Annotated in this window: 18 protein-coding genes; 13 read left to right on the top strand and 5 right to left on the bottom strand. The window is 50.4% G+C overall.

Annotation, left to right across the window (positions count from 1 at the left end; all coding sequences use genetic code 11):
- Window positions 1–118 precede the first annotated feature (118 nt).
- From aroQ to EPV75_RS02790, 9 genes are all read left to right on the top strand, one after another.
- Complete coding sequence (aroQ, locus tag EPV75_RS02830; RefSeq protein ID WP_029939728.1) at window positions 119–553, top strand: type II 3-dehydroquinate dehydratase; 435 nt, start codon at window positions 119–121, stop codon at window positions 551–553.
- Window positions 554–593: 40 nt separating this feature from the next.
- Window positions 594–1,064, top strand: a complete 471-nt coding sequence (gene accB / locus EPV75_RS02825) for an acetyl-CoA carboxylase biotin carboxyl carrier protein (protein WP_128384392.1) — start codon at window positions 594–596, stop codon at window positions 1,062–1,064.
- A 12-nt stretch (window positions 1,065–1,076) separates the two neighbouring features.
- On the top strand, window positions 1,077–2,426 hold the full coding sequence (accC, locus tag EPV75_RS02820) for an acetyl-CoA carboxylase biotin carboxylase subunit (RefSeq protein WP_029939726.1): 1,350 nt from the start codon (window positions 1,077–1,079) through the stop codon (window positions 2,424–2,426).
- Between the two features lie 108 nt (window positions 2,427–2,534).
- Complete coding sequence (prmA, locus tag EPV75_RS02815; protein WP_128384391.1) at window positions 2,535–3,413, top strand: 50S ribosomal protein L11 methyltransferase; 879 nt, start codon at window positions 2,535–2,537, stop codon at window positions 3,411–3,413.
- A gap of 33 nt (window positions 3,414–3,446) precedes the next feature.
- Entirely contained in the window at window positions 3,447–4,412 is a 966-nt protein-coding gene (gene dusB, locus EPV75_RS02810) for a tRNA dihydrouridine synthase DusB (protein WP_128384390.1), read from the top strand.
- 19 nt (window positions 4,413–4,431) lie between these two features.
- Complete coding sequence (locus EPV75_RS12410; RefSeq protein WP_029939723.1) at window positions 4,432–4,695, top strand: helix-turn-helix domain-containing protein; 264 nt, start codon at window positions 4,432–4,434, stop codon at window positions 4,693–4,695.
- 78 nt (window positions 4,696–4,773) lie between these two features.
- The gene (gene purH / locus EPV75_RS02800; protein ID WP_128384389.1) at window positions 4,774–6,336 is read left to right on the top strand and encodes a bifunctional phosphoribosylaminoimidazolecarboxamide formyltransferase/IMP cyclohydrolase; all 1,563 of its coding nucleotides are present in this window, start codon (window positions 4,774–4,776) and stop codon (window positions 6,334–6,336) included.
- Between the two features lie 216 nt (window positions 6,337–6,552).
- Window positions 6,553–7,845, top strand: a complete 1,293-nt coding sequence (gene purD, locus EPV75_RS02795; protein WP_128384388.1) for a phosphoribosylamine--glycine ligase — start codon at window positions 6,553–6,555, stop codon at window positions 7,843–7,845.
- A 130-nt stretch (window positions 7,846–7,975) separates the two neighbouring features.
- A complete protein-coding gene (locus EPV75_RS02790; protein ID WP_225972376.1) occupies window positions 7,976–8,272 on the top strand; it encodes a late competence development ComFB family protein in 297 nt (98 codons plus the stop codon).
- Window positions 8,273–8,278: 6 nt separating this feature from the next.
- Here the strand turns inward: EPV75_RS02790 and EPV75_RS02785 are convergent, their stop codons facing one another.
- The 5 genes from EPV75_RS02785 to EPV75_RS02765 form a co-directional block, all read right to left on the bottom strand.
- Complete coding sequence (locus tag EPV75_RS02785; RefSeq protein ID WP_128384387.1) at window positions 8,279–8,809, bottom strand: hypothetical protein; 531 nt, start codon at window positions 8,807–8,809, stop codon at window positions 8,279–8,281.
- Between the two features lie 19 nt (window positions 8,810–8,828).
- On the bottom strand, window positions 8,829–11,162 hold the full coding sequence (locus tag EPV75_RS02780; protein WP_029939718.1) for a nitric oxide reductase activation protein NorD: 2,334 nt from the start codon (window positions 11,160–11,162) through the stop codon (window positions 8,829–8,831).
- Between the two features lie 93 nt (window positions 11,163–11,255).
- Window positions 11,256–12,074 carry a CbbQ/NirQ/NorQ/GpvN family protein gene (locus EPV75_RS02775; protein ID WP_029939717.1) on the bottom strand — a complete coding sequence of 273 codons (819 nt, stop codon included), beginning with the start codon at window positions 12,072–12,074 and terminating at the stop codon, window positions 11,256–11,258.
- Window positions 12,075–12,677: 603 nt separating this feature from the next.
- Window positions 12,678–13,031, bottom strand: a complete 354-nt coding sequence (locus EPV75_RS02770; protein ID WP_029939716.1) for a ribulose bisphosphate carboxylase small subunit — start codon at window positions 13,029–13,031, stop codon at window positions 12,678–12,680.
- A gap of 27 nt (window positions 13,032–13,058) precedes the next feature.
- Window positions 13,059–14,477 (bottom strand): form I ribulose bisphosphate carboxylase large subunit, encoded by a 1,419-nt coding sequence (locus EPV75_RS02765; RefSeq protein ID WP_029939715.1) that lies wholly within the window; start codon window positions 14,475–14,477, stop codon window positions 13,059–13,061.
- A gap of 222 nt (window positions 14,478–14,699) precedes the next feature.
- Here EPV75_RS02765 and EPV75_RS02760 point away from each other — a divergent pair, with 222 nt between their 5' ends.
- From EPV75_RS02760 to EPV75_RS02745, 4 genes are all read left to right on the top strand, one after another.
- Window positions 14,700–15,626 (top strand): LysR family transcriptional regulator, encoded by a 927-nt coding sequence (locus EPV75_RS02760; RefSeq protein WP_029939714.1) that lies wholly within the window; start codon window positions 14,700–14,702, stop codon window positions 15,624–15,626.
- Window positions 15,627–15,680: 54 nt separating this feature from the next.
- Complete coding sequence (locus EPV75_RS02755; RefSeq protein ID WP_029939713.1) at window positions 15,681–16,625, top strand: LysR substrate-binding domain-containing protein; 945 nt, start codon at window positions 15,681–15,683, stop codon at window positions 16,623–16,625.
- A 252-nt stretch (window positions 16,626–16,877) separates the two neighbouring features.
- On the top strand, window positions 16,878–18,278 hold the full coding sequence (locus EPV75_RS02750; protein WP_029939712.1) for a ribulose-bisphosphate carboxylase: 1,401 nt from the start codon (window positions 16,878–16,880) through the stop codon (window positions 18,276–18,278).
- Between the two features lie 455 nt (window positions 18,279–18,733).
- The gene (locus EPV75_RS02745; protein WP_128384386.1) at window positions 18,734–19,534 is read left to right on the top strand and encodes a CbbQ/NirQ/NorQ/GpvN family protein; all 801 of its coding nucleotides are present in this window, start codon (window positions 18,734–18,736) and stop codon (window positions 19,532–19,534) included.
- Window positions 19,535–19,596 lie beyond the last annotated feature (62 nt).

The following is a 19,596-nucleotide window of genomic DNA, read 5'->3' as shown; positions in this document are numbered from 1 at the left end:
CTTTCACGTCTTTTTTTGTGCTTTTGTATATCGTCAAACCGAACTTTCAGGTATAATTTTCAACAATTTAATCTTCAAACCCCGTTTGAGACGGCTGAAACAGCCTTAGGAAAGATGCATGGCGAACATACTGGTAATCAACGGTCCGAATCTCAATATGCTCGGTAAGCGCGAGCCGGAACACTACGGCCGCCAAACGCTCGGTGACATTATCGAAGAACTCGAAAACCTGGCGGACGATTACGAAGTACGACTTTACAATTTCCAAAGCAATGCCGAACACGAAATCGTGGAACGCATTCAAGCCGCTTTAAACGAAATCGATTTCATCATCATCAACCCCGCCGCTTTCACACACACCAGTGTGGCCATTCGGGATGCGCTCGCCACGGTAAAAATTCCGTTCATCGAAGTGCATTTATCCAACATCCATAAACGGGAAGCCTTCCGCACCCATTCCTACTTTTCCGACCTAGCTGAAGGCGTGATTGCCGGACTGGGTCCGATTGGCTACCAACTGGCTCTGGCGGCCGCTGTTGAAAAATTGAAATAAACCGATTACATCAAAGACTATCTTAAGAGGAATAGAGAACATGGATATTCGTTCAATTCGCAAATTGATTGAAATTGTTGAACAATCTGACATCGCCGAGATCGAAATCAAGGAAGGCGAGCACAACATCCGCATTACCCGCAGCAAAGAACCGGTCATGGTTTCCGCACCGGCCGCCACTTATCAAGCGGCGCCAATGGCCCCTGCGGCGGCTCCGGCTTCCGCTCCAGCGGCATCCGAATCGACTTCCGAAGAAGCCCCTGCGGCGGAGGTCAGCGGTCACAGCGTGACTTCACCAATGGTCGGCACCTTCTATTCCTCACCGTCCCCGGACGCCGACGCTTTCGTCAGCGTGGGTGACCAAGTCTCTGCCGGCGACACCCTTTGCATCATTGAAGCCATGAAAATCATGAACCCGATCGAAGCCGACGTTTCCGGAACCGTGAAAAAGATTCTGGTCCAAAACGCCGAGCCGGTTGAATTCGGTCAAGCCTTGTTCATCATCGAATAATAGGGAAGTTGCATGATTGAAAAAATCCTGATTGCCAACCGCGGAGAGATCGCCCTACGGGTATTAAGAGCCTGTAAGGAAATGGGCATCAAAACCGTTGCGGTTCATTCCACGGCGGATGCCAACCTCAAGCACGTTTTGCTGGCGGACGAATCCGTTTGCATCGGCCCGGCACCGTCCTCTGAAAGTTATTTGAACATTCCGGCCATTATCGCCGCGGCGGAAATCACCGACGCGGAAGCCATCCACCCGGGTTATGGCTTTTTGTCTGAAAACGCCGACTTTGCCGAACGCGTCGAAGAAAGCGGTTTTGCTTTCATCGGTCCGAAAGCGGAAACCATCCGCATTATGGGCGACAAAGTCTCCGCCATCAAAGCCATGAAAGCCGCCGGCGTCCCGACGGTTCCCGGTTCCGGCGGCCCTTTGGGCGACAACGATGAAGAAAACAAGCGCCTTGCCAAAGAAATCGGCTACCCGATTATCATCAAGGCCTCCGGCGGCGGCGGCGGACGCGGCATGCGTGTAGTGCACACCGAATCCAACCTGGTGAAATCCATCCAACTGACCAAATCCGAAGCCGGCAGCTTTTTCGGCAACCCGGAAGTCTATATGGAAAAATTCCTGGAAACGCCACGCCACATTGAAATCCAGGTACTGGCCGACGGCCAAGGCAATGCCATCCACCTGGGCGAGCGCGATTGTTCCATGCAACGTCGCCACCAAAAAGTGGTGGAAGAAGCGCCGGCACCGGGCATTACCGAAGAACAACGTAACAAAATTGGCCAGGCCTGCGTCAACGCCTGCATCGAAATCGGTTACCGCGGAGCCGGGACCTTTGAGTTCCTGTATGAAAAAGGCGAGTTCTATTTCATTGAAATGAACACCCGTCTGCAAGTGGAGCACCCGGTCACCGAACAGGTCACCGGCATCGATTTGGTCAAAGCGCAAATCGAAATCGCCATGGGTAACCCGCTTACCATCAAACAGGAAGACGTGGTACTGACGGGGCACGCCATCGAGTGTCGTATCAATGCCGAAAACCCATCGAAAAACTTCATTCCGTCACCGGGACGAATCGATCGTCTGCACTTGGCCGGCGGCATCGGGGTTCGCTGGGATTCACACATCTATACCGGCTATCCGGTGCCACCGAACTACGATTCCATGATCGGCAAATTGATTTGCTTCGGTCCGAACCGTGAATCGGCGATTGCACGAATGGATACGGCATTGGATGAATTGATTATTCAAGGCATCGATACCAACATTCGCATGCAACGCGAGATCATGAACGATCTGGGCTTCTGCGAAGGCGAGCAAAACATCCATTATCTGGAGCACCGCTTGGAACACTTGGTTTAACCTGTTTCCAACACGCGCGTCCATCAAACCACGAAAGTACCGCTTTCGTGGTTTTTTGTTTCATGACAACCCCAAACGGCGAACACAACACGCTTAAAGGAACCCACCATGGCCTGGATTCAAATCAATGCCACTGTCGAAGAAGCTCTTGCGGAACCGCTTTCCGATGCCTTTATGGAAGTCGGCGCCTGTTCCGTCACCTTTGAAGACGCCAAGGACCAACCCATTTTTGAACCGGAACTCGGCACCACGCCGATTTGGCAACACACCCGCGTGGTGGGGTTATTCGATGCCGAAACCGATACACAAGCCATTGTGTCCAGCCTGGAAAATCTTCTACCCGGCATCGCCGCCACGCAATACAAAGTTGAAGCGCTGGAAGACAAAGATTGGGTGCGCGCCTGGATGGACCAGTTCGAACCGATGCGGTTCGGCCAACGATTGTGGATTGTACCGAGCTGGCACACACCACCGGAGCCGGATGCCGTCAACCTGATGCTGGACCCCGGCATGGCATTCGGCACCGGCACTCACCCAACCACCTCTTTGTGTTTAACCTGGCTGGACCAACACGCACCGACCGGCCTGAACGTCATCGACTACGGTTGCGGTTCCGGCGTTCTGGCCTTGGCGGCGCAAAAGTTGGGCGCGGCTGACGTCCGCGGCACCGACATCGACCCGCAAGCCATTATCGCCAGCGAACAAAATGCCGAACGCAACCAGGCCGACATCGACTTTAAACTGGTCAAGGACTTCCAAGCCGCCCCGGTGGATTTACTGGTGGCCAACATTCTCGCCGGCCCACTCAAAGAACTGGCGCCAGAATTCATCCGTTTACTGAAACCGGAAGGCACCTTGGTGCTTTCAGGCCTGTTGACCAACCAAGCGCCGGAACTCATCGCCTTCTATGACCAGCAGGGCTTTGCCCTACTGGAACAGCAAGACCTAGACGACTGGTCCCTGCTGTGTTTCCAAAAGAACGCTTAATCCCGAACGGTTTGACTCAAACGGCTTAATCCAATGACGCTCCCCTTTGAACACCCAACCCTTCCCAGCCTGGCCTTGGCACCGATGGCCGGTGTCACCGATCGGGTGTTTCGCGACATTTGCCGCGAAAACGGCGCGGACTATGCGGTGTCGGAAATGGTCGCGTCCAAAAAACAACTCTGGCAATCCGCCAAGTCGTCCACTCGCCATGCCGACCAAACGGAACAGGCACCGCGCATCGTTCAACTGCTCGGCACCGAACCGGAGGAACTGGTGGAAGCCGCCTTATGGCAACAATCCCAAGGCGCCGACGTCATTGATTTGAATATGGGCTGCCCCGCCAAAAAAGTGTGCGACGTGGCCGCCGGTTCCGCCCTGTTAGGTCAACCGGACCGGGTTGAAGCGATTTTCCAAGCCATGACGGCGGCACTCGACATTCCCGTCACGGTCAAAATCCGCACCGGCGTCAACACCGACAACATCAATGCGGTGGACATCGCACAGATGGCCGAACACTATGGCTTGAAAGCCGTCACTATCCATGGCCGCACCTGGGCAGACAAATTTCAAGGGCAAGCCGAATACGACACCATTAAAGCCGTCAAACAACAGGTTGCGCTGCCCGTGATTGCCAACGGCGATATTTGTCACCCAAAAGACGCGCAATTTGTATTAAAATACACAGGCTCAAATGGCCTCATGGTGGGTCGAGGCGCTCAGGGTTATCCTTGGATTTTCAGGGAGATACGTCATTTTCTCACCCACGGCACCTTGCTGGCACCGCCCACCATGAACGAATTCCATGAGGTGATGATTCGGCACCTTTCCGAACTGGAAACATTGTACGGAGCCGCGCTGGGTTACAAAATCGCCCGCAAGCATTTGGGCTGGTACAGTCAGTCCCTGCCGGCGGGTACGGCACTGCGAAAAGAATTTAACCGGTTTGAAAACACCCAAGCGCAACTCGACTTAATCAATCGTTATTTTGATACTCTATGACCTAAGCTGACATAAGCACATGACATCAAAAAAAACACAAACACCTGCGGACCATGCTCTTTGCACCCACGTCACCAATACGTTGACGAACTACTTCGAGACATTACAGGACGAAGTGCCGAGTGATGTCTATCAAATGGTCATCAGCCAAGTCGAGCGCCCGATGATCGAATTTGTCCTCCATAAGACCGAGTTCAACCAGACCCGCTCGGCGGAAATTTTGGGCATCAACCGCAATACCCTGAGAAAAAAAATACAACAATACAAAATCACCCAGGCCTGACAAAAGCCAAAAGCACCAGGCCTGGGCAAAACAACCATTAAAAACATTTAAAACTAACTTTCTGGAGATTTCCATTTTATGAAACCTGTTCGTCGCGCCCTCATTAGCGTTTCAGACAAAACCGGCATTCTTGAGTTTGCCAAAGCCCTCACCGACATGAACGTCGCCATCCTGTCCACCGGTGGAACCTATAAGGCGCTGTCCGAAGCCGGTTTACCGGTGACGGAAGTCTCTCAATACACCGGTTTTCCGGAAATGATGGACGGCCGCGTCAAAACCCTACACCCGAAAATCCATGGCGGGCTATTGGGGCGTCGCGGCACCGACGACGCGGTGATGGCTGAACACGGTATCGACCCGATCGATATGGTGGTGGTGAATCTCTATCCGTTTGAAGCCACCGTGGCCAAGCCGGATTGCAGTCTGGAAGACGCCATTGAGAACATCGACATCGGCGGCCCGACCATGTTGCGTTCCGCCGCGAAGAACCACAAAGACGTCGCCGTCGTCACCGACCCGGCCGACTACGACCGCATCTTGTCGGAAATGCAAGCCAACAACGGTCAGCTGGCGCACGCCACCCGTTTCGATTTGGCCATCAAAACCTTCGAGCAAACCGCGCGCTACGACGGTGCCATCTCAAACTACTTCGGCAAAATGTTCAGTGAGGACGAAGCCGATACCTTCCCACGTACTTACAACACCCAGTATGTGAAAAAACAATCCATGCGCTACGGCGAAAACCCGCACCAATCGGCGGCGTTCTACACCGAGCGCAACGCCAGCGAAGCGTCGGTTTCCACAGCCGAACAGTTGCAAGGTAAGGCACTGTCTTTCAACAACATCGCCGATACCGACGCCGCATTGGAACTGGTCAAAACCTTCGACGACACCGCTTGCGTCATCGTGAAACACGCCAATCCATGTGGCGTTTCCATCGGTAACAGCGTGTTCGAAGCCTATGACCGCGCTTACAAAACCGACCCGACGTCCGCTTTCGGCGGCATCATCGCCTTTAACCGCGAGTTGGACGCCGAAACGGCCCAGGCGATTATCGACCGTCAATTCGTGGAAGTCATTATCGCGCCAAGCGTGTCCGACGAAGCCAGACAAGCTGTTTCCAGCAAGCAAAACGTTCGCCTACTGGTGTGTGGCGAATTGGGCGAACAGCAACCGGCTTATGACTACAAACGCGTCACCGGCGGCTTGCTGGTACAAGACCGCGATTTGGGCACGGTCGCCGAAAGCGATTTGAAAGTCGTCACCAAACGCGCGCCGACTGAAAAAGAAATGGCCGATTTGCAGTTCGCCTGGAAAGTCGCGAAATACGTGAAATCCAATGCCATCGTCTATGTGAAAGACGGCATGACCATTGGGGTGGGCGCCGGTCAAATGAGCCGTGTTTACTCCGCTAAAATCGCCGGCATCAAAGCCGCCGATGAAGGACTGGAAGTCCCGGGCTCCGTCATGGCTTCCGATGCGTTCTTCCCGTTCCGCGATGGCATCGACGCGGCCGCCGAAGCCGGCATCACTGCGGTGATTCACCCGGGCGGTTCCATGCGCGACCAGGAAGTCATAGATGCGGCGGACGAACACGGCATCGCGATGGTGTTCACCGGTATGCGCCACTTTAAACATTGATGTAAACCGTAATGGCTTATTTGCTCAATTTCGGCGTTGAGAAAATGCTTCCGATGCTCACCTACTTTATGTAGGCTGCGCTTCGGGTCATTTTCCCGCCTTAAACTTGAGCAAAGCGCTCATTACTCTTACAGACTAAACTTAATTTTCCTTTAGGGTTAATCAAAAACTTCGTGACTTTATGTCTTCGTGGTTAAACAAAGAGAAACAAGACAAATGAATGTATTAGTGATTGGAAGCGGCGGTCGTGAACATGCTTTGGCATGGAAAACGGCTCAGTCGGAAAACGTCGAAACCGTCTTCGTCGCGCCGGGCAATGCCGGAACCGCTCTGGAACCGAAACTGAAAAACGTTGCGATTGCAGTGGAAGATTTACCAGGCCTGGTCGATTTTGCTCAAAATAACCAAGTCGAACTGACCATCGTCGGCCCGGAAGTCCCGCTGGTGCTTGGCGTGGTCGATGCCTTTGAAGCCGCCGGTTTGAAGTGTTTTGGTCCCTCCAAAGGTGCCGCGCAGTTGGAAGGTTCCAAAGCCTTCTCCAAAGATTTCCTGGCCAAGCATCAAATTCCGACCGCGGCTTATGAAGTCTTTACCGAAATCCCGCCCGCGGTCGCCTACATTGAAAAAATGGGCGCACCGATTGTGGTGAAAGCCGATGGCTTGGCGGCCGGTAAAGGCGTCATCTTGGCCGACACCGAAGCCGAAGCAATCGCGGCGGTCGAAGACATGCTGGCCGGCAATAAATTCGGCGACGCCGGTGCCCGCGTAGTCATCGAAGAATTCCTGGAAGGCGAAGAAGCCAGCTTCATCGTCATGGCCGACGGCGAACACATCCTGCCGATGGCGACCTCTCAGGATCACAAGGCGCGCGACAATGGCGACACCGGTCCGAACACCGGTGGCATGGGCGCTTACACGCCGGCACCAGTCGTGACCCGTAAAATCCATGACCGCATTATGGCCGACGTCATCCGTCCGACCATCGAAGGCATGGCGAAAGACGGTTTGCCTTACACCGGTTTCCTATATGCCGGCGTGATGGTCACCGCCGACGGTACTCCGAAAGTCCTGGAATTCAACTGCCGTTTCGGCGATCCGGAAACCCAACCGATTATGATGCGTTTGCAATCGAACTTGGAAGAACTGTGCCTGGCGGCCTTGGATAAAAAGCTGGATACCGTATCCGCTAAATGGGATTCGCGTGCCGCTTTGGGTGTGGTGTTAGCGGCCGGAGGCTACCCGGACAGCTACCGTAAAGGCGACGTCATCAAAGGCATCGACGATGCCAACGGCGTTGACACCAAAGTGTTCCATGCCGGCACAGCCACCAACGACCAAGGCGAAGTGATCACCTCCGGTGGACGCGTGCTTTGCGTCACCGCATTGGGTGAAAACGTTACCGAAGCGCAGCAAAAAGCCTATGAAGCCGTGACCAAAATCAAATGGCAGGACGAATACCATCGTACCGACATCGGTCACCGTGCCATCAAACGCGAAGCGATTAGCTGATAGACTCCTTTGCGAATTGAGGTGATGGGAAAGCACTCTGCGGAGTGCTTTTTTTATGCCTGGAATTTCGGTATAGTTAAAGCCGATGGCGGCAAAGTTCCGCTTTAAGATCCGCTCATGAAGGAGAGTGATGATGTCTGCTTTAGAAACCGTTCATAACTACTACGAAAGACCGGTGTTCAACTTTATTCAGGAAAACTACCGTAATTCCGGCCTGACGGATAACCAGCTGGCTGATATGGCCTGCATTGCCCTGAACCGTATCGCTCCCCGTTACATTCGTCACGATATCGATATGTCGTTTTACATGTCCGGACAGGAACACTTGGAAATTCAAGCCCGCATCGAAAAAGCGGTCAAAAAGGCCTTCAAAAAAGTGAAGAAATTGGACGGCATCGAAGATGACGCCGACCAGGATGTGGATTAACGAAACTTAAAATGCGCTGAAACGGCACACATTGACACTGATGTAGTCGCCGTAAGCGGAGCCGGATTGCAACCAGTTTTTAACTTTGTTGCTCACGGCCATTGCCGGCATGGCTTCATCCAATCGTAAATACAAACCGTATTTGAAGCGTGGACTTTCTTGCCCTTCACATACCAGTTCGCCCTGTTCGACAAACACGGCTTTTTCCGGCAAGTTATTCGGCTGTGCCGCGAATGCCGCTTCGCCATGCTCTAGCATCAACTCGCGCAAGCGTGCCTGAAAGAACTCTTTGCTAATCGGGTTGAACTGATAATAATCCCGCAACAAATCTTCGACGTTATCGATCAGGTATTGTTTCAGCGACGCTACCGTATCGAACGGATCTTCACCCAATTCATAAATCACGAAGGCATCGTCGGTTTTACCAAGACGCAACCCCCGATCCTGAACGACGACTAAAGTCGAGCCATTAAGAACTTTCTGAAAATCGTCATCCGACAACGCCGACACGGCGGTTAAAAATTGTTGAGCGTCCATGACAGCCCCTTTTCTTTTATTATGTGGTTAGGTTGGCGAACAGTGTCGGCAATTTTTCCGGCAAACGCAAGACGTTATCGACAATCGCATAGCGGTTCTGACCGAAAATCTGCTGCACATATTTGTCGGCAAACTGATCGATGGTCAAACAATAAGAGTACACCCCTTTGGTTTGCAACTCTTCAACCGCCTTTTTCGCGTCCTGCTTCAAATACTGGCTGTCTTTTTCGTCGATGTCGGCCGGTTCACCGTCGGTAATCACCAACAACAATTTTTGCTTGCTGGATTGTCTTTCCAGATACGCCCCGGCGTGACGCATCGCGGCGCCCATACGGGTCGACAAACCGCCTTGCATACCGGCCAGTTTGGCGTGTACATCGGCATCAAACGGCTCTTCGAACTGTTTGAAACGTGTGTACTGAACATCATGACGCCCGTCGGACGAGAAGCCGTGGACCGCAAACTGGTCACCGATACCATTAATGGCGTGGGACACCAAAATCGCGGCTTCCTGCGTCACTTCCAGTACCGTTTTGTCTTCACCAGTGACATATTCATTGGTGGATTCGGATAAATCCAGCAGAATCACCACCGACACTTCCCGGCTGCGAATCACGTTTTTCATGGTGATGCGCGGATCCGGTTCCTGTCCCATGCGCAACGCGGTAATCGCTTCCACACAGGCATTCAAATCCAGTTCATCCCCATCTTCGATGCGGCGGATACGCTGCAAACCAACGGCTTGCAGTTTATCGACGATTTGCTTGATGCGATGTGCGATGCCTTTGTTCTGTTCCAGAATTCGGTCATACAATTCCGGATCGCCCTTCTTGGCACGATGTTCGTACAAGGTGACCCAATTCGGGCGGTTCAACTGCACACGGTAATCCCATTCATGGTAATGAACCGGGTCGGACACCGGATCGACACCTTCCATATCGTTAAAGGAAACGCCGTTGTCTTCATACGGGAAGAATTCTGAATTCAGCACCCAGACTTCATCATGGTCAACGTCTTGCAGTTCGGAATCGATTTCATTGACCATTTCCATGACCGACACGTGCTTGCGTACGGTTTCCTGGTGCCCTGCACCGGTGCCATCCATTTCGCCCCACTCGTCAGACGCCCACACCAAACGGTTGTCGTCACGATATGGGAAACGCATCCGGCTGATGTCGGTCAAGGATTCCCATTTGCTCATGGCCTGGTTCAGGACGTTATACAAAGTCATCCCCAAATCCCAAGACCATTTTTCGTTTTCCAGGTTGTCTTCGACCTGATCGTGGAACTGGTCCACCACCATCGTCAACGGCTCATCGTCAAACGGGTATTCTTTATCCATCAACGCAAAAGCCAACTGTTCCAAGCGATACGCCGTGGTATTTTCCGGCAGTTCCGCCGCTTCCATTCCGGCTTTGGCTACTTTCATCCACAGCTTTTTCAAGCCTGGGAACTGTTTGATGGCATTGTATTCAACGCGCGCGTCCTCAATCAGTTCGATAAAGAACATCTGTTGCGGGTTTAACTGTTCCATCGAAATCGCGGCCGAGGTGTACATCAAGTGCGACGCCATGTGCGCGGCCATGGCACGATACAATTCCGCCCCTTTGATGTCGCCCAAATCGTTCAAGGCATCCGGCAAGTGCATGGCCATGTTTTCATAGAACGGTTTGAAATCATCGAAATCCGACGCCGCCGGGCGAATGAAGAAATCGCGCGCCCAAAACGCTCGCAAATAAAAGTTGATCGGACGATGAAAATCGATGAACAGCGAGCCTTTACGCTGCTGCTGGAACACCGCCTTGGAATCTTCCGATTGCAAACCGAAATAATCCATCTGCGCCTGGAAATTACGGGCGTGTGCTTGCGCCCCCCATTGCGCCCAGCGTCGCAAGCCGGAGACGGTCAGCTTCGACATCAAATCATCGATGATGCCCAGCATCGGTCTCAAACCACGCGGGGTTTTGGAGCCCAATTGGTAAATTAGCGCCAGGTATTGTCTCAGCAGGTCGATATCGCCGGTTCTTTCCGCAACCAACGGCAACGAATCCAATGTCAAAGCCACCACTTCACCGGATGTCACCGACGACAATTTCATCACCGTTTCCAGAACGTCATCCAGAATTTCATCTTCGACCTGCGACACAACTTGCGGCACGGCTTCCAGATAACTGATGACAATCTGTTGCCCTTTACCGAGGTACGCAATCCCCTGGGCATTTTGCAACCAGGTCTGACGCGACGCCTCCGACATGTGGTGTGAAGCCTCTTGGATCAATGAATCCAGCATTTCCTCTAACTGAGGAACGCTTTCAATCAAGGATTCCTTGACTTCCTGCATATCAAAACTCATATCGATTCTCTCTTGTTATTCCGTCGTTTAGACCTTTCTCCCAGGCCTGGTCAAAACAGCCAGGCCTGGCCACTTTTGATTTATTCAAAGGGTTTATTCAAAGAAAGTATCGACTGTGGTCAAGAGGGTATCCAAAATGTCATCGTCGTCGGTCAATGGCGTAATCAAAGCCATCGTACAGGCTTTCTTCGGATCAACACCCTTGTTAATTAACTGCGCGGCGTACACCAATAGACGGGTGGAAATCCCTTCGTCCAGACCGTGCCCTTTCAGGTTACGGGAACGTTGCGCGATTTGAACCAGCTTCTCGGCCGTGGCTTGATCAATGCCCGCTTCTTTGGCAACGATGTCGGCTTCCACCGCTTCTTCCGGATAGTCGAACTTGAACCCACCGAAACGCTGCTTGGTGGATTGTTTCAAGTCTTTCATCATCGACTGATAACCCGGGTTATAGGAAATCACCAATTGGAAATCCGGGTGGGCTTCGACCAGCTCACCTTTTTTGTCCAATGGCAGCACGCGACGGTGGTCCGTCAAGGGATGAATCACAACCGTGGTGTCCTGACGGGCTTCGACCACCTCATCCAGATAGCAGATGGCGCCAATACGCGCGGCGACAGTCAAAGGACCATCCTGCCATTTAGTCCCGTTGATATCGATCAGGTAACGCCCGACCAAATCGGAAGCGGTCATGTCTTCGTTACACGCCACCGTGATTAACGGTTTACCGAGTTTGTGCGCCATGTATTCTACAAAACGCGACTTACCGCACCCCGTCGGGCCTTTCAACATAATCGGCATTCGGGAGGCATATCCGGACTCGAACAATTCGATTTCATCCGATACCGGACGGTAAAACGGTTCGTCTTTAATCATGTATTGGCTAGGATCTAAGGCATTAATTTCCGACATGTTATTTCTCCGTTGGCAAGTCATCATTCAAAATGAGAGCTTTGCATGAGTGGGGCGCGATAGAAAAATGAGATAAAATTTTTCTGAATTAGGCGGAAAACGCAGCGAATAGCGAGCTATTCACCAGTTTTTCAACGACATTCAGGGAAATTTTAGCCATTTTTATTCGTGCATCCATCTCGTGCAAAGCTCTCAAAATATTTAGGTGTGGTCACTTGTTGAAATGAACACAACTAAATAAATTGAAAACCAGCTAGTTTCGGGGCTAGCTGGCCGTTACCCGAACAGTGAGGTATGAGACTGCCCGGGTAAACAAGGTTGGCGGCTGCAAAACGAAGCTTGCAACCACCGGAATTCGATAGCCGCTTCCCGTCGCTTTTGGCTAGGGGAAACGGACGCGATTCAAACAAAAATCTAAACCGCGATTTAAATTTGTAGCTGACTGAAACGATCAGCCAGCAAACAAATGGAATTAAAACGTTCGCCAGTTACTCAAGGGCTAGGCGGACGCAGCGCAGAAACCGGAGTGTGCCGTGAGCACATGAGGATTTCGAGCCGCGCCCAACAACGCACTTGGGTTGCTGGCGGGCGTTTTAAACCATTTTACATGTCACCACGCTTAACTAGCATGTTGGCACCTTGAGACTGCGCATAGTTGTCATAACCAATCAAACGAACGTGGTTGTTTGGGTTGGCTTTGATACACGCGTTTACTTCTTCCAAAACGGCATCCGCAGAGGTTTCACCGAACATTGGAAGCTTCCACATATACCAGAAGTAAGAGAAAGCGTTTTCTGGCTCAGTGTGCTCAACAGCCGGGTTCCAACCCTTGCTGATGATGTACTCTACTTGCGATCTGATTTGCTCATCAGACATCTTCGGCAGGTATGAAAAGGTTTCTGCCTTACGCGATGCTGGATCAGAAAGACGTGAAGGATAATCTTGTACTGTACTCATGTTTTTTCTCCTGAATTTAACAATCGATTACTTGTGAGAAACGTCTAGTTTGTCAACAGTATCGAATTCGAACTTAATTTCTTTCCATGTTTCCATCGCGATTTTAAGTTCTGGGCTGTGCTTAGCCGCTTCAGTAAGGATTTCCTTACCGACTTTCTCGACTTCCTTACCTTCGTTACGTGCTTGAACACACGCTTCAAGAGCCACACGGTTTGCGGCCGCACCCGCTGCGTTACCCCATGGGTGACCCAAAGTACCACCACCGAACTGAAGAACGGAGTCATCACCGAAGATGGAAACCAAGGCCGGCATGTGCCATACGTGGATACCACCGGAAGCAACCGGAAGAACACCAGGCATTGCACCGAAGTCTTGGTCGAACATGATGCCGCGTGAACGATCTTCTTCAATGTAGCTGTCACGCATAAGATCGATCCAACCAAGAGTCGCTTCACGGTCACCTTCCAATTTACCAACAACGGTACCGGAGTGAAGATGGTCACCACCGGATAGACGAAGTGCTTTCGCCAGCACACGGAAGTGGATACCGTGGTGTGGGTTACGGTCGATTACACCGTGCATTGCGCGGTGAATGTGAAGCAGAACGCCGTTATCACGACACCAGTTCGCCAAACCTGTGTTCGCTGTGAAACCACCGGTTAGGTAATCGTGCATGATGATCGGAGAACCGATTTCTTTTGCGAATTCCGCACGCTTATACATTTCTTCAGGTGTTGGAGCGGTAACGTTCAGGTAGTGACCTTTACGTTCACCGGTTTCCGCTTCTGACTTTTCAATCGCTTCTTGACAGAACAAGAAACGGTCACGCCAGCGCATGAACGGTTGAGAGTTGATGTTCTCGTCATCTTTCGTGAAGTCAAGACCACCACGCAAACATTCATATACGGCACGGCCATAGTTTTTCGCAGACAAACCAAGCTTAGGCTTGATGGTACAACCCAACATCGGACGACCGTATTTATCCATCTTGTCACGCTCAACTTGGATACCGTGTGGTGGTCCACCACAAGTCATCACGTATGCAAGCGGAACACGAACGTCTTCCAAGCGCAAAGCACGCAGTGCTTTAAAGCCGAATACGTTACCAACCAAAGATGTGAATACGTTTACAACAGACCCTTCTTCGAACAAGTCGATTGGGTAAGCGATGAACGCGTAGAAAGCAGAATCGTCACCTGGGACGTCTTCAATTTTGTAAGCACGACCTTTGTAGTGATCCAAATCGGTCAACAAGTCAGTCCATACAGTGGTCCAAGTCCCTGTTGAAGATTCCGCAGCTACCGCAGCGGCCACTTCTTCACGTGGTACACCATCTTGTGGGACTACTTTAAAACATGCTAGAAAATCTGAGTCTTTCGGCTCATAATCAGGCATCCAATACGTTTCGCGGTATTCTTTTACACCGGCGTTATAAGTCTTAGCCATCTTTTACCTCTTTGTTATAAAAGTTAGTTGTGAAAAGAGTCTGAAAAAACGCTTCATGTTGCTACGTGGTTAGACGCTTGCGTTTCCAGTGGTTCGTATCTTATCCAAATTACTCTGGCCTAAAACTCAGTCTTTGTTATACAATCTATAAACAAAGGGTTATGATTGAACAAAAAATCCTTTTCTTTCAATAGCTTATTTTTTCACCTTCCGAGAAATAAAATGCATAATCTCCATATCACCGCCCAACAAATCCGAATTTTCGAAGCGGTTTCCCGGCATTTAAGCTATACCAAAGCGGCTGAAGAACTCAACTTGTCACAGCCGGCCGTTTCGGTACAGGTTAAACGCTTGGAAGAAAACAACGATGTCAAACTCATCGAGGTCATCGGCAAAAAACTTTACCTGACATCTGCCGGCGAACACATGTTCAAAACCTGCACCAACATACTGGGCGAACTGAAGGATCTCACGGCTTACATTCGTAATGAACAAGACAGCATAGAAGGTGAACTCAAGCTGGCGGTTGTCACCCCGGCCAAGTATTTCATCCCTTATGTGCTAAAAGCGTTTTTGAATAAATATCCGGACGTCACGCCATCCATCACCGTCGTCAATCGACGCCGGATTTTGGACGAACTGAAACAGAACCAATACCATTTAACGGTCATGGGGCGTGTTCCGGCGGAATTGAAAATGGAAGCCTTCCCGTTCTTCAAAAACGAACTGGTCATGGTGGCCCCGCCCAACCATCCGCTGGCAAAACACAAGCAAATTCCATTAAGCGAAATCGTCAACGAAAAATTCCTGATGCGCGAAAGCGGTTCCGGCATTCGCATTGCATTGGAAGAGCGCTTGGCACAAGAGAATTATGTGATTCAACCCTATATGGAACTGGGCAGCACCGAATCGATCAAACAGGGCGTCATGGCAGGCCTGGGCATTTCCGTCATTCCGCGCCATGCGGTTCGCATTGAAGCCAAATACGGTCATTTAACAGTCTTAGATGTGCAAGGCTTCCCGCTCAGCCGAGATTGGTACATCGCCAAGATGCAAGATAAGGTTCTGATGCCACCGGCCGTGGCGTTTTTGGACTTCCTGAAATCCGTGGACATCAATAAACTACTGGTCATGTCCGACACCCGTTAAAGCAAATCATAACGGATTGTATATAACGGTATAGACTGAACATAAAGGAGTGTCATGCCTGAAAAAATTTCGCTGTTGGCGCGCAATGCCACGCTCCGTCAACTGCAGGTATTTGAAAGCATCGCGCGGCACAACAGCTTTTCCAAAGCGGCGGAAGAGTTGCACCTGACTCAGCCGACCGTTTCCATGCAGGTCAAAAAACTTTCCGACATCCTTGAAGCGCCATTATTCGAACAAATCGGGCGCAAAGTACACTTGACGGAAGCCGGCCAAGCCTTGTACGAAGCGGCGAATAACATCCTGCAACAACTTTCCATCGCCGAGCAGAAAATCAATCACCTGAAAGGTTTTTCCGGCGGTAGCGTCAAGCTGACGGTCATTTCCACCGCGCAATATTTCGTGCCGAAAGTCATTCATGAATTCACCCAGGCTTACCCGGACGTCACCGTCATTATGCGCGTGGGGAACAAAGAGAGTTTGCTGGAACGTATCAACCAGAACAAGGATGACTTTTACCTGCTCGGCCAACCGCCGGAAGACTTGAATGTCGAATCCTCGCAGCTGTCCGTCAACCCCTTGGCTTTCGTCGCGAACAGCAACCATCCTCTGGTCGGTAAACAGCTTTCCATTCAAGATTTGGTCGACGAACCTTTCCTAATGCGTGAAACCGGTTCCGGCATTCGCGCGCAAATCGAAAAAGTTTTCGAAGACTTCGACTTTCAACCCAATATCAAAATGGTACTGGGGGGCAATGAACCGATTCGCTTGGGCTTATTGCAAAACCTCGGCATTACCGTCGCATCCGTACCGACCCTGATGGAAGAAATCAACCAGGGCAAAATCGCCATCCTGAATGTCAAAGGGTTTCCGATCAACCGTCACTGGTATCTCGCCTACCCCAAAGGTAAGGTTCTGTCGATTGCGGCCGAGAAGCTGATTGAACTACTGAAAAAAGAAGGCGAAAAACTCAGTGAGCTGGCCTTTAATAAATTCCGCTAGCCGTTCACTCAATTAAAACCCATTGATTGCAAGCCTGCCAAATAGCCTAACTATTGCTTTTCGTCTTGGCAAAACATCATTTTGCATAGCCTTATATCTATACTTTTAATCAAAATTATTGATTTGAAGTTATCCATCCATTCTCTATAATGACCCTTCAAGTTTTCGGGGTTGGATTATTTAACTAAATGATTCAACAAAAATTAAGGGGAAACCGCCTTTGAGGTTCGCCCCAAAAAAGAGGTAAAAACAATGGATCAGTCGAATCGTTACGCTGACTTAACTCTATCTGAAGAAAAATTGATTGCTGATGGCAATCACCTTCTCGTTGCATACCGTCTAAAACCTGCCGCTGGTTATGGTTTCCTAGAAGTTGCTGCTCACGTTGCTGCTGAGTCTTCAACCGGTACTAACGTTGAAGTCTCTACTACTGATGACTTCACTCGTGGTGTTGACGCTCTAGTATATGAAGTTGACGAAGCGGCGTTTGGTGACAAAGGTGGTCTGATGAAGATCGCTTACCCAGTCGATCTATTCGATCCAAACCTAATCGATGGTCACTACAATGTATCTCACATGTGGTCTTTGATCCTAGGGAACAACCAAGGTATGGGTGACCACGAAGGTCTTCGTATGTTGGACTTCTTGGTGCCAGAGCAAATGGTTAAGAAATTCGACGGCCCAGCCACTGACATTTCCGACCTATGGAAAGTACTAGGCCGTCCGGAAGTTGACGGTGGTTACATCGCGGGTACGATCATCAAGCCTAAACTAGGTCTACGTCCTGAACCATTCGCTAAGGCGTGTTATGACTTCTGGTTGGGTGGTGACTTCATCAAAAACGATGAGCCACAAGCTAACCAACCTTTCTGCCCAATGGAAACGGTTATTCCAATGGTTGCAGAGACAATGGATCGTGCACAGCAAGAAACAGGTGAAGCGAAGCTTTTCTCTGCAAACGTAACAGCTGACTTCCACGAAGAAATGATCAAGCGTGGTGAATACATCCTAGGTGAATTCGCTAAATACGGTAACGAAAAACACGTTGCTTTCCTAGTTGACGGTTTCGTAACCGGTCCAGCAGGTGTCACCACGGCTCGTCGTAACTTCCCAGATACATACCTACACTTCCACCGCGCTGGTCACGGTGCCTTGACTTCTTATAAGTCACCTATGGGTATGGATCCACTATGCTACATGAAGTTAGCTCGCCTAATGGGTGCTTCTGGTATCCACACTGGTACGATGGGTTACGGTAAAATGGAAGGTCACGGTGATGAGCGCGTACTGGCTTACATGCTTGAGCGTGACGAGTGTCAAGGTCACTACTTCTATCAGAAGTGGTACGGTATGAAGCCAACTACACCAATCATCTCTGGTGGTATGAACGCACTACGTCTACCTGGTTTCTTCGAAAACCTAGGTCACGGTAACGTCATCAACACTTGTGGTGGTGGTTCCTTCGGTCACATCGATTCTCCTGCTGCTGGTGGTACGTCACTGGGTCAAGCATACGAGTGCTGGAAAACGGGTGCAGACCCAATCGAATACGCTAAAGAGCACCCAGAATTTGCTCGTGCATTCGAATCTTTCCCAAGCGATGCAGACAAAATCTTCCCAGGCTGGAGAGAAAAATTGGGTGTCCACAAGTAATTGATGTTAAAGCCGCTTGAGGTACACATCGTGCCTCAAGCCACTTTACCCATCAATTTGAATGGATACTTAAAAACCTCAGCTTTAGGCTGAGGTTTTTTTACCCAATCACTCAAATTCAAATCCTTTTCGTTTAGCGTTTTGCTTTCATAGACATTAAACCAAAATGATTTTATCAACACTTAAATTCGCTTAAAAACCACCAGGCCTGGTGGTTTATCAAGCTCAAATAACTTCTTTTTTATTGAGAGTTTTGCACGAGTGGGACGCGAGGAAAAAATGAGATAAAACTTTTCTGAATTAGGCGGAAAACGAAGTTAATAGCTAGCTATTAACGAGTTTTTCAACGACATTCAGGAAAATTTTAGCCATTTTTAGCCGTGAATCCATCTCGTGTTTATACCCTTTGGGTGCAAAGCTCTCTTATTATCAATCAAAGTTTTCGGGGAACTCAGATGGATATTTCACAGTACAAAATCGACAACGAACCTTTTTACGATGCACAATCGAATGAGATTGAACTTTACGAAGCCGCTTATGCAGCGCGCTTGCCAGTCATGGTCAAAGGCCCAACCGGCTGTGGTAAATCTCGCTTTGTTGAGCACATGGCCTGGAAACTGGGGAAACCGATTATTACCGTTTCCTGTAACGAAGACATTACCGCGGCGGACTTAGTCGGTCGTTACCTGTTAGACGCCGAAGGCACTCGCTGGGTCGATGGCCCACTCACCATGGCCGCACGCTACGGCGCCATCTGCTATCTGGATGAAATTGTCGAAGCCCGTCAAGATACCATGGTTGTAATCCATGCCTTGACCGACCACCGCCGTGAACTGTCTTTGGATAAAAAAGGCGAGCTGATTAAAGCCCACCCGGATTTCCAATTGGTCATTTCCTACAACCCGGGTTATCAATCCTTGATGAAAGACCTGAAACAATCCACCAAACAACGTTTCTGTGCCATGGACTTTGATTATGCCGCGCCAGACGTCGAAGCACACATTCTGCAAAAAGAAGGTGGCGTTGACGAGGCCACCGCGAAGAAGCTGGTTCAAATCGGTGAAACAGCGCGCAACCTGAAAGGTCATGGTCTGGACGAAGGGATTTCTACCCGTTTGATGGTCTATGCCGCCACCCTGATCAACCAAGGCATTACCCCTGTCGAAGCGTGTAAAATGGCGTTGGTGCGCCCGATTACCGATGATGCAGACATTCGCCAAACGCTGGATAACGCAATTGAAATGATTTTCGGCTAATCATAAATTGTTTCATCCGAATTTTCGCGCTGCGCTTCGTTAGAAACGGTCGTGTATAACTT

This window comes from Hydrogenovibrio thermophilus (genome assembly GCF_004028275.1).
Taxonomy (GTDB): domain Bacteria; phylum Pseudomonadota; class Gammaproteobacteria; order Thiomicrospirales; family Thiomicrospiraceae; genus Hydrogenovibrio; species Hydrogenovibrio thermophilus.
Note: the sequence above shows the minus strand (reverse complement) of the source record. Positions and strands in the feature narration are given on the sequence as shown.